This window comes from Shewanella spartinae (assembly GCF_019457555.1).
Classification (GTDB): domain Bacteria; phylum Pseudomonadota; class Gammaproteobacteria; order Enterobacterales; family Shewanellaceae; genus Shewanella; species Shewanella loihica.
Map to the genome: position 1 here is coordinate 1431301 of NZ_CP080418.1, position 14232 is coordinate 1445532.

Genomic DNA, 14232 nt, shown 5'->3' on the forward strand with positions numbered 1-14232 from the left:
TTAACCTAAAACGAGTGTGAGGCCATAGAGCAGGGTGCAAAGCGCCACAGGTTCCAGCACCACGCGCAGGTGAGACCTGAGGCTAAAGAGGCGGATGATCATCATGGCGAAGATGCTAAAGGAGACCATAGTGCCGACAAGCACCGCATCGAGACGGCTAAGGGGCAGAGTTTGTGCCAGCAGCATACAGGCGAGCGCCGCCACGCCGTAACCACCCAGCAGGGAGGCCAACAGCCGCAGGACAACCGAAGCTCTGGGAGAGAGGTCTCGCCCGAATGACGTTAGACGTGGAGAAATGCTTGTATTCACTATGGATAAATTTATGAACTAAGGGTTAGCTTATTCTACACTTGTTGAGATAGGTTCTCATTCGTATTTACGTGTAAAGCTGTTATCTCAAGTTACTCTTAGGTTTGCCCTTTGGCCCTCCCTTAGTTTGTGGGCCAGGATGAAGATGACGTCTTAAAGACAGATTGATTAAATTTTGTTTACTTTGTGGGATTTATGGCCAAAACCGCCTGTTTATGCCTGATATCCTGTTTTAGCCGCTTGCTTTTAACCAGTATGGGGAGTACATATTAGTAGACACTGAATGGAGATTTACTTGGATTTCGCCCATGCTTACATAGGCGTCAATTGAAAAAAAGTGCTTCAGCCCCTTGTTTTTTCTTTCACTCATCCCAAGTTCATTATTGAAGTCATCCTAAAAAGGAAAACCTATGAAAATAAATCTTTCTGGTCATCACGTAGATATCACCGATTCAATAAAAGAGCATGTGAATCAAAAGTTTTCCAAAATCGCGACCCATTTCCCAACGCTCATTTCACTCGATGTCATCATTGCTAAAGAGCACGGAGAGTTTCAGGTCGAACTCAGTACCAATTACGAAGGTAGCCGGATATCAGCCTCTGGGAGTGACGATATCATGTATCCTGCTATCACTAATGCCGCCAAAAAACTGGATGCGGCGTTAAAGCACAGAAAAGGCCATTTGAAGGCAGATCTGCATCAAAAGCCGGTAAGTACCACACCTGAGATTGCCCATGAGATCATCCAGGAGATGAAGTTGGTCTAAGCCTACAAGGCATAAGAGACGAGAAAGCCACCTTAGGGTGGCTTTTTTGCATCTGGGCTATTTTGAATAAGTGCTTTTGTGAATAAGTGCTTTTGTAGATAAGAGCTCTTGTGAAGGGCCGTTGCGAATAGTGGCCGATGCGTATCTGAGGCTAAGGCAGGTCGACCTCGAGCGCCGGGCATTCAAGGGCTGTGCTCTGCGTCTTGTCACTCAGGTCTTGATAGAGGGTTAAGGGACGAAGCTTAGCCTGATAACGACCCGAAGGGATAACAAATGCCTGCGCCAGTTCCAGCGAGACGCTCAAGGACTCGCCCGCTGGTAGCAGCAAATAGTCCTCATCAAGTGGTTCGCCGCGCTTGGCGAGTGCGCCCTGATATTCAAGCGTCTGTTGGTTATTCAGGTCGGTCAGGGTCAGAAACTTGCTAAACCAGGCATCGAAGGGGCTGTGCCTGCTCAGCAGGTACCAGTTAGTGTTTGCCGGTGCAGTTATCTCGAAGGTGAGGGTATTGTCTTGCTCCGCCTTTATGAGGCGACACGTGGGCAGCGCTTGATGTGCGAGGCTATTCATACTTATGGTCCAAAGTAGCAAGAGACTAAGTGACAGAAACCTTAAAGGCGTAAACATAGGCGTTAACCTTGGCATTAGCTAAACAAAAAAAAGGGCGGATAATTCCGCCCTTAGATTGACAAGAAAGATAAGAAATAGATTAGTTTAAGTTAGGCGTGTTTTCAGCAAAATATTCATGGCTGTCAGCATTTTGAATCGCCTGTGAAGGATCGCTGATCGCCAGTGACTTAGCACCGCTCTGACCGTAAACAATATCATCTGTACCCGCTACTACGTTGAAGTGGCTGGTCTCATGGATGATGGTGCCGCCCTTAGAGTCAGTTCCCGACGTTGGGGCTGTCCAGAAGGCATTACACATGTAGATCTTGTATGGCTGAGTTGGGTAAACATAAGCGTAGTATTGCTTCTTACAGCTACAGTCGAAGGTCAGTGGCTCGTTGTTGAGCGTGCTATCGATCTTGCTGAAGTTGTTGCTTACCGTGTTCCAGCGAGACGAGCTGTAGGCGCCGAACCAGGTGCTGTAACGCTGTGAGTTGCTGCTGGCCGTGGCCAGGTGCTGGTTAGCGTCGGCAGACATTGTCTTAGCCGCGGCTAGGCCGGCAAGGATATCACTCTGCTGTGAGTTGCTGCAGCGACCGGTGAAAGAGATGCCGTCAGGTGTTGTGCCGCCACCATCGCCAGTGCCTGGCTTGCCCTTGTTAGCGCCGCCTTTAAATTCGCGACCTTCCAGGTAGAAGCTCGCGGGAGCTGAGTGTATGCCTTCTACGCCAAGGCGAGCCAGTTTCTTGGCTTGGCCTGGGTTTGGCGCAAACAGCTGCATAGAGCTGACATCATAGCTGATCTCATAGTTTGCCGTAGATGACATGTCATACAGTGACGATAGCTCTACCTGGTAAGAGATGCTCTCACCGGATTTTAGCTTGATGTAGTCTTTATGGCTTGGTGCTGGACGCTTGTAGTGAGCACCAAGGTAAGGGCGCTCTTGACCGTCAGCGGTAACTTTAAATAGCGACTCTTCAACACCGTCTGCCGCAGTAAACCACTTGAGTAGTTTCACCGGAACGTTTGCTTCGTTGGTCAGGGTTAGGGTAACCATCACGTCCTGATCGCTGCTGAAGCTGTCTTGGCTCATCTGCAGTTTAGCGGCGATCCCTTCGGCAAGGGCTGATTGACTCAGTAAGGTGGTGGCAATAGCGAGTGTTGATAATTTGAATAGCTTGCTCATCAATTTGTCCTTTTGATTGAGGTTATTTTTATAGTGTTAACAAATGTTACTCAGTTGTTACATTTTGGAGTTTAATCAAATTAAGGTTTGAATAGCAAGCATTTATTGGAGCTTTATTTTGAATAACTAAAGTTGGCTAGTGCAATGTACTTTATCTGACTAACGACAGGAAATTGGCTACCCCAACGTCAGCGGTTTAGCTGCCATGTTCAAGCGTTGCTCTAACCCTCTCTTTAGCAGATTTTCCAAGTCTTAACTGCCCATCTCAGCTTCGATCACAGGAGGTTAACGCCTCTTTGAATGGCCGTTAATTCGAATCCCTTTTCGAAAAATCGGAAAAAAATAAGTTGTGCGCAATTTAAATTTTGGGTATAACTATCGCAAATAAATTGCGCGCAATTTAAATTGCATTCTGATTCGTATTCAAGAGTCGTATTCAAGTGTGCATTATAAATTGCAAAAGCGCTTTGCTTTCAATGAACCTATTCGAAATGAGGAAAGACCATGAAGACTTTATATGAGACTCAAGCCACTGCGAGTGCCGGACGTAACGGACAGGTGACGACAGACGACGGTAAGCTGTCTATCGCCCTTAGCTATCCCAAAGAGATGGGCGGCAGCGGCGAGGCGAGCAACCCTGAGCAGCTATTTGCGGCGGGCTACAGCGCCTGTTTCTCCAATGCCGTTCTGCATGTGGCCAGAGAAGCCAAGGTAAAGCTGACGCAGGCACCGGTTACCGCTAAGGTGGGCATTGGCGCTCGCGCAGAAGGTGGTTTCGGCCTAACCGTGGCCCTGAGTGTCGAGCTGGCGATATCTGATGAGTTATCTCAGGAGCAAGCCGCAGAGCTGGTAAGGACGGCCCATCAGGTCTGCCCTTACTCTAACGCAGTGCGCAACAACATAGATGTTGCGCTAACTGTGAATGGCGAGTCTCTGTAACTAGCTAGCTACTCTAGCTTATTAGCGAGTTCCAGGCTGGCAGCCCTAGGTGAAGGTGTTAACACACTAAAGCCTGTGTTTTGCCAGCTCGGTGAGTAGCATCTCACGTCCCTCGCTTTCCACATGGGTCAAGAAGGCCTGAGCGATTGCCGAGGGACGTTTTGATTTAAGCCAGAGAAAATACCAGTTGGAATTGATCGGCAGCTCCTTCACATTCAGCTGCGCCAGCCCGGTATTGCCGCCAAAGGCGAGGGTATGGGCCGAGAGTATGCTGACACCCAGTCCTGACATCACCGAGTGTTTGATCGCCTCATTACTCTCTATGGTCATCTTCACGTTAAGCTTCACCCCCTGTTTCGCCATGAAACGCTCAATCGCCAAACGGGTGCCCGAGCCATTCTCACGCATCAAGAAGGGCGCCTCACAGAGCTCGGCTAACGAGACGCCATCCTGACTGACTAAGGGATGATTCTCCTGGGCAATAGCCACCAGGGGATTGTTGAAGAACTCGATGCTATCTGTGTTGAGATCCGCTGGTGGATGACTGAACACATAGAAGTCGTCAATGCCCTGTTTGAGGCGATCGATGATCTGCTGGCGGTTACCCACATTGAGCTGCACAGCGACGTTGGGGTAGCGCTCGCAGAAGGGGCCGAGCAGGTGGGGAATAAAGTATTTAGAGGTGGTCACCACTGCCAGGCGCAGGGTACCCGATTTGAGCTCCCCCATGTCCGAGAGCGACATCTCCAGCCTCGTAAAGCTGTCGAGGATCTCTGTGGCCGATTTAACCACCTCCAGCCCGGCCTCGGTAAACACCACCTTGCGACCCACTATGTTATACAGGGGGAAACCTATCACATCGGCGAGCTTCTTAAGCTGCATCGAGATGGTGGGCTGAGTGAGGTGCAGGGTCTCGGCGGCGCCGCTGACGCTGCCGCTATCATAGACAGCCAGCAAGATCTCCATCTGCCTGAGGGTACCAAGATGTGCCTGTAGTCTGAGGGACATAGTCGCTCCATATATAGATTTTTATCTATATAAAAACATAAAAATATCTATTTTTATATATAAATTGTTTTTGGCAAGATCGTTCCAGCTAAAAGAACACCGAATTTTTCGCGGTATCAGTCGTAAACGGGGGATCTTATGAAACAGTTAACTCAGCTTGTCCTGGCAGAAAAACAATCACTCTTCAGCCTAGTCGTCGGTCTGATGGTGACCACGCTGGCGTTTGCCACCATGCGGGAAGGGCACAACGGTATGGGGCTGCTGGTTGTCGGTCTTGGCCTGATCTCACTGACCTTGGTATCCATTGCCGCCAAGTTATCGTCTAAGTTCTCGAATAAGCGTCGCGTCGTAAAGCCAGCCACTCGCCTGCAAGTGAAGGGCGCCTAAGATGCAGCTAGATATCACCATCGCCTTCTTTATCCTGGGGGCGCTAGCCACCCTTATCCGCTCCGACATTCAGTTTCCCAAGGCACTCTATCAGAGTCTGACGCTATTTCTCATGCTGGCCATCGGCCTTAAAGGGGGCGTGGCTCTGTCAAAATATGGCTCAATGGCGCTACTGCCACAATCCTTGCTGGTGATTGGCATGGGGCTGATTATTCCGTTGATCGCCTTTCCTATTCTGCGCTATATCGGTCAGCTCAAGCTTGAAGATGCGGCCTCAATTGCCGCCCACTATGGCTCGGTCAGCATAGGCACCTATGCGGTGGCCGTGGCGTTTCTCGAGGCGCAAGGCATAAGCTACGAAGCCTACTTCCCGCTGTTTGTGGTATTGCTGGAGATCCCTGCCATCGCCGTGGGTATTGCCCTGGCCAGACGCTCGGGGACTAACCTTAAGTGGCGCACGCTTATCCATGAGGTGTTCTGCAACCAGAGCCTGGTGCTGCTGGTCGGCGCGCTGATCATCGGCTACTTGTGGGCCGACCGTATCGAGGGTGTGACCCCGCTATTCTTTAACCTGTTCCATGGTGTGTTGGCCCTCTTCCTGCTGGAGATGGGAATGCTTGCCGCCAGCCGTCTAAAAGAGCTGAAGCAGATGGGCAACTTTATGTTGGCATTCGGCGTATTCATGCCGCTAATTGGTGGCTTGCTGGGCAGCATTCTGGGTTTACAGATGGGGCTGTCGAGCGGCGGCGCCACTCTGCTGGCGGTGCTTGGGGCGAGCGCCTCATACATAGCGGTGCCGGCGGCAATGCGGGTAGCGATTCCCGAGGCGAACCAGAGCCTGTCTATCACTTATTCACTGGCAATTACTTTTCCGTTCAACGTACTGGTGGGCATCCCCACCTATGCGCTGTTCACCTATTGGTTATCAAATTAAGAGGCACGTATGAATAAAGCAAGAGTAGCAATCATCATGGGTTCACAGAGCGATTGGCCGACCATGAAAAATGCCACCACAGTCCTGGATGCCCTGGGGATCGCCTACAGCAAACAGGTGGTCTCGGCGCATCGCACCCCTGAGCGTCTGGTGAGCTTCAGCCACGGCGCGGCCGATGAAGGGATCGAGGTGATCATCGCCGGTGCGGGCGGCGCGGCGCATCTGCCGGGCATGACGGCAGCCATGACACATCTGCCTGTGATAGCGGTGCCAGTGATGAGCAAGGCCCTGAAAGGGATGGATAGCCTACTATCTATCGTGCAGATGCCAAAAGGCGTTGCGGTAGCGACTCAGGCAATTGGCGATTCAGGCGCCTTCAACGCTGGCCTGATGGCGGCGCAAATCCTGGCCCTGGGTGATAGCGAACTGACCCAGCGTCTATGTGATTGGCGTGCTAGCCAAACCTCAGGTGTGCCGCTGGAGGTGGAATAATGCGCATCGGCATTATTGGTTGTGGTCAGCTGGCGCGCATGATGGCGCTGGCGGGCATTCCATTAGGGCTGAAATTCAGTTTCGTCGCCGATGGTGGCCCTGATACGGATCTTAGCTGCGTCGAGGGCCTAGGCCCTGTGGCGTCCTGGCAGCCGGGGCAGAGTGTCAGCGCACTCTATGAAGCCTTGGGCAAACCCGAGGTGATCACGGTCGAAAAAGAGCAGGTGGATCTGGATCTAGTGCGCGTGCTCGAGGCCCACAGCACCATCAGACCGAGTGTCGATAGCATTGCCAAGTGCAAGAGCCGTATTCATGAAAAGCAGCTATTAGCTGAGCTTGGTATTCCCTGCGCCCCCTTTACCTATGATGTCAGCCTCGAGAAGAGTGCCAAGACCTTAGGTTATCCCATGGTGATCAAGTCCCTCGATGAAGGCTATGACGGCAAGAACCAGTGGGTGGTACGTAGCGATGATGATCTTGCTAGTGTTGCGCCTGATCTTAAACAAGGTCATTACTTAGCCGAGCAATGGATCCCCTTCGATGCAGAGGTGTCTATTATCGGTGTGCGCAGCGCCAGCGGCGAGGTGAGTTGTTATCCCTTGACCGAGAATCAACATCAAAACGGTATTCTGCTGCGCTCAATGGCGCCCGCCAGAGGGGTAAGCGCCGAGATGGTGCAGCAGGCGCAAAGCTATATGACCAAGCTGCTCGAAGCACAGCAGTATGTCGGCGTACTCGCCATGGAACTGTTTGTGGTGGGTGATAAGCTGCTGGTGAACGAACTGGCACCTAGGGTACACAACAGCGGCCACTGGACTCAGCTTGGTGCCCAGACCTGCCAGTTTGAGAACCACATTCGCGCCGTCGCCGGAATCGCCCTGGGAGCAACCTCGGCCATAGGTAAGACCGGCATGCTGAATCTACTAGGTGTCGTTGCTCCGCCAATGGATGCCCTAAGCAGCAATGCCAGCCTTCACTGGTACAACAAGGCCGCCAAGCCCAATCGCAAGCTAGGACACATCAACTTCATGCTGGATGACTACGCCCAACTAGCCAGCCAGATGCAAAGCGTCGAGCAGTCGCTGGTGAAGTGCTAGGCTAAGTGATTCATGTGCAAGTAAGAGATTGGTATCTAAGATTTAGATTCTAAAATTTAGCGTCTTAAATCGATAACGAGAAAAGCTCCGACAAGATCTGTCGGGGCTTTTTTATCTTTGATTTTAAGCTGGTAAATAGACTTGCTGCATGCGCTTAAAAAGCGATAGATACAAAAAAGCCGCTAAACCCCTCTGGTAAGGGCTTAGCGGCCTTTGAAGGTTATCGCTAACCTGATGTTGGTGGAGGCGGCGGGACTTGAACCCGCGTCCAAAAAGCCTACATCCTCGGCGCTACATGCTTAGTCTTTCTATTGGTTAACCAACAACACTCCGAAAGACAGGATTGTTATTGGCGAGTTCAGTACTGTTTCGCGGTTCACCCCTGAACATGGTTCCCTCGCTATCAAATGTAAAGGTGACCATCTTAATACTCTGCCCATTTGAGAAACGTGAGCAAGATGGCTAGCTAGCCTAAGCTGCTAGAGCGTAGTTATCGTCGTTTGCAACTATAACTGTGCGGCTTTTTACGAGGCCAACCGCCCCTCGGCATGCTCCTAGGGTTTCGTGAATCTTGTCGAATCCAGAATCGCCCCCAGTACAATGTCGATTGTAACCCGCGTCGTCCTCGATTACCAAGGATTAATCATGGGGCTACTATCGTTTGTTCGTTATCCGTACGTTTTATGCCAGACAAGTCGCTGAATCACAGCGATTATTATCGTGCGGCATGTTTCATGGTACGAGATTTTTCAATCTTCCACTCGCGCTCTTTGGTGTCGTCGCGCTTATCGTGCTCTTTCTTACCCTTACCCAGGCCGATCTCTAGCTTTACCCAGGCATTTTTGCGCCAATACATGGAGATAGGTACGATAGAGTAACCTTGACGCTCTACCAGGCCCTGCAGCTTATCCAGCTCTCTGCGGTTAAGCAGCAGCTTACGATCGCGCATGGGGTCGCATACCACGTGAGTCGATGCGGTATTGAGCGGTGTGATGGTGCATCCAAACAGGTAGGCTTCGCCGTCTCTGAGGAACACATAGCTCTCAGACAGGTTTACCTTTCCGACTCGGATCGATTTCACTTCCCATCCCATCAGGGATAAGCCAGCTTCAAATTTCTCTTCAAATTTATAATCGAAGTTTGCGCGTTTGTTGCGTGCAATCGTCGCCGGTGGGTTCTTTGATTTTTTTGCGTTTTTCTTAGCCATAGGAGGGCTATTATACGCGCGGTTAACCAATTTGGAATTGGCTCGCGCGATTATTTGTTTAATTTGCCTGCTTAAATGGGTCGAGGTGGTGTTTTTTTGAGCTTGGCATGAGTGCTGGGTGAGGTGACCGGTGTTGCCTAGCATGTTAAAATCAATTTTTTGCTTTATGGTGTCAGGCCAAGGTTTCAGGTTAAACAGTCATATGCCCAAGATTTCCCGTAGCGTATTAGTGCGCTTTAGTGCCATGCAGATGTACGAGTTAGTCAACGATGTGGAGTCCTATAAGGAGTTTCTGCCGGGTTGTGTTGGCGGTAAGGTGCTTGAGTTTGATGGTAAGACTATGGTGGCCTCGGTCGATGTCTCCAAGGCGGGGATCAGCAAGACCTTTACCACACGCAATCAGGTGATCCCGGGTAAGCGAATTGAGCTGGCGCTGGAAAACGGCCCCTTTAAGCATCTGCATGGTCAATGGGAGTTTACCGAGTTGACGGAAGATGCCTGTAAGGTGGATTTCGAGCTTAACTTTGAGTTTTCCAGTTCGATTGCGGATCTGGCCTTCGGTAAGGTGTTCAAAGAGCTGATGTCTTCCATGGTGACCGCTTTTACCAGCCGCGCCAAAGTGATTTACAAATAACAGCTTTTTAATCTTCTTAGGATGTAAGATGAGCGATCAAGATAAGTTTGCCGTTGAAGTGATTTATGCACTGCCTAGCCATCAGAAGCGTATCAGCGTCATGGTGTCGCCGGGCACCAGTTGTATCGAGGCGGTGAAGCAGAGCGAAATCTGCCGGTTCTTTCCTGAGATTGATCTGGAGAAGGTAAAACTAGGTATCTTCAGCCGCGCAGTGAAGCATGATGAGGTGCTAGAACCCGGGCAGCGAGTGGAGATCTATCGCACCTTGATTGCCGATCCCAAAGATGTGCGTCGTCAACGTGCCGAAAAGGCTAAGAGCGAGGGCCGCGCCAACAAGACCACTGGCGCTAAGGTGAGCTAGTTAGGTCTGTGTTCCCTATGGGGATTTTATCGCGTATTAAGTAAGACGAGATAAGCCGTCAGACAGGATAGGCTGCAAGGCGCATTAAAGAGTTAAGAATTAAGAGAAAGCCGCTAGACAGTAAAAAGGGTCTTAAGCAATGCTTAGGACCCTTTTTTCGTCTTAAAACCCAGGCGCTTAAAACTGGCCTGGCGTTAGTTAAAGCGTTTATTCAAACTCTTTAACTTCGTTGAGTTCTTGTGCTTTCTTCTCTTCCACGAGCGGCTTGGTATCTGGACGCTGCTCAGGGTTTAGCGGAACCAGGTCGCCCTTTGCGGCACCTAGCTCTGGTAGCGAGCTCTGATCCAGCGGGGTGTTAAAGTCGGCGGCCAGTTCATAGTCGCCTTCTACTTTAGAAAGCTTGTCATTGGTAAAGTGCAGCACCAGCTCTTTGTGGGTGATGCTGGCGTCACGACCACTCTTGTAGTGATAGACATAGTACCAGGTGTCGTCCGAGAAGCTGTCTCTTAATACGGGACGGCCCAGGATATATTCGACCTGCTCTTTGGTCATCTCGATTCTGAGTTTCTCGACCTGCTGCGTCTCCATGTAGTTGCCTTGCGGCACATCTGGCTTATAGATCAGCCAGTCAAACACGCTACATGCGCTTAATGAAAGAGACAGCGCCGCTGCGCCTAATAGAGTAATACTATGTTTTTTGATGGTCATTGAATGCGCTACTTCCCTAAATATCTGCCGGCCATGATACCCAAGCATTCCCCATGCTGACAAGCGCTATCGCCGTTTTCTGGATCTCGCCTGCGTATCAGCTAAGGCTTGTGTGTTTGGGGCGCCCAAGGGGAGGGCGAATAGTTCAGACAGGTGTGTTAAGGATTAGTTTCACTAGCTTGAGCGAATTTTGTCCAAGTAGCGCGGGAGAATCCCTGAGTCGTGATGAAAATGCCAGACTAATTAATTGTTAGTATTTGTTTTATCCCGAATTGTGGTAAGTTAATTTGGTTTACACCTTTGCAGCATTGGCTTAATTTGTTTGATTGAAAAGTAGCAATTAGCCAAGGAGCGAAGGGTGGTTGATTACCCGAGCAATGGACGGAAGCATCGATAATGGGTGAAGCCTATACAAGAGGCAGTTTGGTTTGCGTTGGCACAGGTCTTAACCTGGGCGGTCAGATAACCGTGCTAAGTAAGAGTTATATCGAGCTGGCCGACGTGGTTTTTTCTTTGGTGCCCGATGCCTTTGCCCTCCAGTGGCTTGAGAGCATGAATCATGATGTTCGATCACTGCATAGTTACTATGCCCAGGGTGAAGAAGTTAAGAGCCGTCGTTATACCTATCAACAGATGGTCGAGGCGATATTGACCGAGGTTAGGGCGGGTAAGCGGGTCGTGTGCGCCCTGTATGGTCATCCAGGTGTGTTTGCCTGTGTGTCCCATATCGCCATTCGCCGGGCGCGCGAAGAAGGTTTCGAGGCTAAGATGGAGCCGGGGATCTCGGCCGAGGCCTGCTTATGGGCCGACGTGGGAATAGATCCGGGCCAGTCTGGCCATCAGAGCTTCGAGGCCAGTCAATTCATGTTCTACTGTCATACGCCGGATCCCGCCACCCATCTGCTGCTGTGGCAGATAGCCATCGCCGGAGAGCACACGCTCACCAAGTTTCATACTAACTCGGATTGTTTGCAGGTCTTGGTTGAGCAGCTTAGCGAGTGGTATCCGTTAGACCATGAGGTCATTCTATATGAAGCGCCCAATTTACCGACTCAAGCGCCTCGAATTGAACGCTTATTACTCAAGGCTTTACCCCAAGCCAAGTTAACTTCTATTACTACCTTGCTAATTCCACCGGCGGCGCCGCTGAAGGTGAACCATAAGGTTTTGGCAAAACTCGGTATTTCAGAAGCTTTATTGGGCTAAAAATGAGACGGAGTTTGATTAAAGCTAGAGTGGTCAAACTTTTGTCTAGCAACTAGTGTTATTACATAACAATGGAGAATGATATGTCTAAGCTAAGCGATTTTTTTCAGAAGTTAGGTTCGGATGCCGCGCTGTTAGAGGCTTACAAGGCTGATCCAGAAGGTGTGATGAAAGCCAATGGCCTAACGGATGAAGAGATCCAGGCGGTGTTGTCGGATGATAAAGCGCAGCTCGATTCGCTCTCAGGTGACACCAGCGAAGTACAATCTTATTTGATCATCACTAACCCAGATGACAGTAAGTAACTCGTAGAAACTATATGTATTACCTCAGACTATTTTTGGCTTGTGTCTTGTCGATAGCGCTTTGCGGATCTGCCGTTGCGAGCGATGTCGATTATGACGCGGTTATCGATGAGCTAAAGGCATCGTTAATTGCAGAGCCGGCCAAGTCGTCTGAGGTAATTGCCTACCTTAAAGAGAATACCCAGCACTTGAGCCGCGAACAGAGGGCTCGGGTGTTGACCCTGGAGAGTAACAAGGAGATGTATAACGGTGCCTACGAGCGCGCCTTCAACCTACTCACTCAGGCCGAACAGCTGAGCCACTCTCCCGAAACTCAAAATTCCATCTATCTGTATCAGGCCACAGCGCTGATCGCCATGAAGAACTATCAGGGCGCCTTGGATGCGATGGCCAAGAATCTCGACCGTATCGAGCAGATAGATGACGTCACCATTAAGATGACCTCTTATCTGAGGTTGGCCAACCTCTATCTGGATCTCGAAGTCTATGACGAGGTGAAGCGCTATGCCTCGTTGGCCTATGCCCTCAGCCGCGACAGATCGCCGAAAGAGCAGTGTTATGCCCAGCTGTTTTTGGCGGTAGGGGAGCTAAAGCTCTCCCACTATCATGAGGCTAAGCAGTTATTTGCCGATACCCGCACCTTCTGTAGTGAACATAATATTCCGCTTATTGTTGCCATGGCCGACAAGGGCAAGGGCACTTCACACCTTAAGCTAGGCGAGCTTGAGCAAGCGGAGAAGCTGTTCCTTTCAGCGCTTGCAAAGTACAAGACATTTAAGTTTCAGTTAGAGATTAACGATGTTAATGCCTTGCTGGCCGAAACCTACTTGATGAAGAAAGAGATTGAGAGCGCCAAGCAATACGCCCAGCAAGTAATAGATGTTGAGGACGAGCCAAGCGTGCTCAACGCCAAAAAACGCGCCTATAAGATGATGGCCGATGCCTTGGCTTTAGAGGGAAGCTACCAGGAGGCCTATCGTTATCTGGACGAGTATATGCAGCTCAGTGAGGCCGATATCGACGAGACCAAGGCAAAAGCCTATGCGTATCAGATGGCTAAGTTTGAGAATGCCGAGAAGGCCCGTGAAATTAAGATGCTCAACCAGGATCGGGCGCTCTATACGGCGCAGCAAAAGGTAGTTGAGCTGGAAAGATACAACGAGAGTATGGCGCTGATGATTGCCATAGGTTGCTCTATCTGTCTCATTATTTTTGGTGCTTCTATGTTTGTGCAGAAGCGCAAATATAAGCGCATCTCTCAGCGGGATCCTTTGACCGGAGTATTAAACCGAGGCACGGGGCAAGACTTTGCCGAAAATCTCTTCGTCGATGTCTTGGCTCATCGCAGCGTGTTTAGTGTGGTGATGTTTGACTTAGATCACTTCAAGGCGATCAACGATACCTATGGCCATAGCGCCGGAGATTGGGCATTGCGGCGAGTAGTCGATGCGGTGACGCCAAGCCTCAAGAGTCGGGATCTGTTTGTGCGCATGGGCGGTGAAGAGTTTGCGCTCTTCTTGCCGTACACGGATGAGCAGGCGGCCCTCAAGATAGCCAAGCAGTGTCGCCTGGCAATCGAGGCGATTCAGACCCGGCCTCACTATAGTGACCTGAGCATTACCGCCAGTTTCGGGGTCTGTACCAGTGTGGAGGAGGATCTTAGCCTGGATCCACTCATGAAGCGGGTCGATATCGCCATGTATCAGGCCAAGGGCAATGGCCGTAACTGCGTGGTCATGTACCGCCCAAGCATGGAGTCTACGCCCGACACTCCCATTAATGCGGTGAATGCTTAGCCCTAGCCCTAGCTAACTGGTTTGCCGTTATTTAGTTCAAAATCGTTACCCCTAGACGAGTCATTGGATTGACGGCACTCGTCTTTAACTCAGCTAGTCCTTCTTGTCTGCACTAGCGCTTCTCGTTGGTGTTAGTGCTTCTAGCCTATGTTTGCTGTCTAAGCTGTTCTCTTCTAGTGAAGTTTTTGCCTTTATGCATCCTTAGCGATTCCCTGTTGCATCGATGGGAGCCTATCAGCCCTTCCTGCATACAGGTACTCGATGTTTACCGAGTGGTTCACTTCTTTTG

At 50.4% G+C, this 14232-nt stretch carries 17 protein-coding genes and 1 other RNA gene; 11 read left to right on the forward strand and 7 right to left on the reverse strand.

Annotated elements, in window-relative coordinates; genetic code table 11:
- Window positions 1–231: a hypothetical protein gene (locus K0I31_RS06305; RefSeq protein ID WP_220080267.1), complete on the reverse strand. Its 231-nt coding sequence runs from the start codon at window positions 229–231 to the stop codon at window positions 1–3.
- A 488-nt stretch (window positions 232–719) separates the two neighbouring features.
- On the opposite strand from K0I31_RS06305, the gene hpf reads away from it, so the two are divergent.
- Complete coding sequence (gene hpf / locus K0I31_RS06310; RefSeq protein WP_011865043.1) at window positions 720–1076, forward strand: ribosome hibernation-promoting factor, HPF/YfiA family; 357 nt, start codon at window positions 720–722, stop codon at window positions 1074–1076.
- A 151-nt stretch (window positions 1077–1227) separates the two neighbouring features.
- Here hpf and K0I31_RS06315 read toward each other — a convergent pair whose 3' ends face one another.
- Window positions 1228–1644 carry a hypothetical protein gene (locus K0I31_RS06315; protein WP_220080268.1) on the reverse strand — a complete coding sequence of 139 codons (417 nt, stop codon included), beginning with the start codon at window positions 1642–1644 and terminating at the stop codon, window positions 1228–1230.
- 139 nt (window positions 1645–1783) lie between these two features.
- The gene (locus K0I31_RS06320) at window positions 1784–2869 is read right to left on the reverse strand and encodes a M35 family metalloendopeptidase (protein ID WP_220044671.1); all 1086 of its coding nucleotides are present in this window, start codon (window positions 2867–2869) and stop codon (window positions 1784–1786) included.
- Between the two features lie 504 nt (window positions 2870–3373).
- Between K0I31_RS06320 and ohr the strand changes: the two genes are divergently transcribed.
- Window positions 3374–3808 (forward strand): organic hydroperoxide reductase Ohr, encoded by a 435-nt coding sequence (gene ohr, locus K0I31_RS06325; protein WP_220080269.1) that lies wholly within the window; start codon window positions 3374–3376, stop codon window positions 3806–3808.
- Between the two features lie 66 nt (window positions 3809–3874).
- Here ohr and K0I31_RS06330 read toward each other — a convergent pair whose 3' ends face one another.
- A complete protein-coding gene (locus K0I31_RS06330) occupies window positions 3875–4816 on the reverse strand; it encodes a LysR family transcriptional regulator (protein WP_220080270.1) in 942 nt (313 codons plus the stop codon).
- A 138-nt stretch (window positions 4817–4954) separates the two neighbouring features.
- Here K0I31_RS06330 and K0I31_RS06335 point away from each other — a divergent pair, with 138 nt between their 5' ends.
- From K0I31_RS06335 to K0I31_RS06350, 4 genes are read left to right on the forward strand one after another with little or no spacing between them, the layout of a single operon-like run.
- Window positions 4955–5203: a hypothetical protein gene (locus K0I31_RS06335; protein WP_220080271.1), complete on the forward strand. Its 249-nt coding sequence runs from the start codon at window positions 4955–4957 to the stop codon at window positions 5201–5203.
- A gap of 1 nt (window position 5204) precedes the next feature.
- Complete coding sequence (locus tag K0I31_RS06340; protein ID WP_220080272.1) at window positions 5205–6137, forward strand: sodium-dependent bicarbonate transport family permease; 933 nt, start codon at window positions 5205–5207, stop codon at window positions 6135–6137.
- A gap of 9 nt (window positions 6138–6146) precedes the next feature.
- Entirely contained in the window at window positions 6147–6629 is a 483-nt protein-coding gene (gene purE / locus K0I31_RS06345; protein ID WP_011865050.1) for a 5-(carboxyamino)imidazole ribonucleotide mutase, read from the forward strand.
- Entirely contained in the window at window positions 6629–7726 is a 1098-nt protein-coding gene (locus tag K0I31_RS06350; RefSeq protein WP_220080273.1) for a 5-(carboxyamino)imidazole ribonucleotide synthase, read from the forward strand. Before purE ends, K0I31_RS06350 begins: the two co-directional genes overlap by 1 nt.
- Window positions 7727–7964: 238 nt before the next feature.
- Here the strand turns inward: K0I31_RS06350 and ssrA are convergent.
- Window positions 7965–8320, reverse strand: a transfer-messenger RNA (tmRNA) gene (ssrA, locus tag K0I31_RS06355).
- A gap of 121 nt (window positions 8321–8441) precedes the next feature.
- A complete protein-coding gene (smpB, locus tag K0I31_RS06360) occupies window positions 8442–8933 on the reverse strand; it encodes an SsrA-binding protein SmpB (protein WP_011865070.1) in 492 nt (163 codons plus the stop codon).
- A gap of 202 nt (window positions 8934–9135) precedes the next feature.
- Here smpB and K0I31_RS06365 point away from each other — a divergent pair, with 202 nt between their 5' ends.
- Both K0I31_RS06365 and K0I31_RS06370 read left to right on the forward strand, forming a co-directional pair.
- Window positions 9136–9567: an SRPBCC family protein gene (locus K0I31_RS06365; protein WP_011865071.1), complete on the forward strand. Its 432-nt coding sequence runs from the start codon at window positions 9136–9138 to the stop codon at window positions 9565–9567.
- A 28-nt stretch (window positions 9568–9595) separates the two neighbouring features.
- Window positions 9596–9928 (forward strand): RnfH family protein, encoded by a 333-nt coding sequence (locus K0I31_RS06370; protein WP_220080274.1) that lies wholly within the window; start codon window positions 9596–9598, stop codon window positions 9926–9928.
- Between the two features lie 207 nt (window positions 9929–10135).
- Here the strand turns inward: K0I31_RS06370 and K0I31_RS06375 are convergent, their stop codons facing one another.
- Window positions 10136–10636: an outer membrane protein assembly factor BamE gene (locus tag K0I31_RS06375; RefSeq protein WP_220044679.1), complete on the reverse strand. Its 501-nt coding sequence runs from the start codon at window positions 10634–10636 to the stop codon at window positions 10136–10138.
- Window positions 10637–11032: 396 nt separating this feature from the next.
- On the opposite strand from K0I31_RS06375, the gene K0I31_RS06380 reads away from it, so the two are divergent.
- The 3 genes from K0I31_RS06380 to K0I31_RS06390 all read left to right on the forward strand — a co-directional run bounded on the left by K0I31_RS06380 (window position 11033) and on the right by K0I31_RS06390 (window position 13943).
- Window positions 11033–11842, forward strand: a complete 810-nt coding sequence (locus K0I31_RS06380) for an SAM-dependent methyltransferase (RefSeq protein WP_220080275.1) — start codon at window positions 11033–11035, stop codon at window positions 11840–11842.
- Window positions 11843–11925: 83 nt separating this feature from the next.
- Entirely contained in the window at window positions 11926–12147 is a 222-nt protein-coding gene (locus tag K0I31_RS06385; protein ID WP_220080276.1) for a hypothetical protein, read from the forward strand.
- A 47-nt stretch (window positions 12148–12194) separates the two neighbouring features.
- Entirely contained in the window at window positions 12195–13943 is a 1749-nt protein-coding gene (locus K0I31_RS06390) for a tetratricopeptide repeat-containing diguanylate cyclase (RefSeq protein ID WP_220080277.1), read from the forward strand.
- Window positions 13944–14232: the final 289 nt, after the last annotated feature.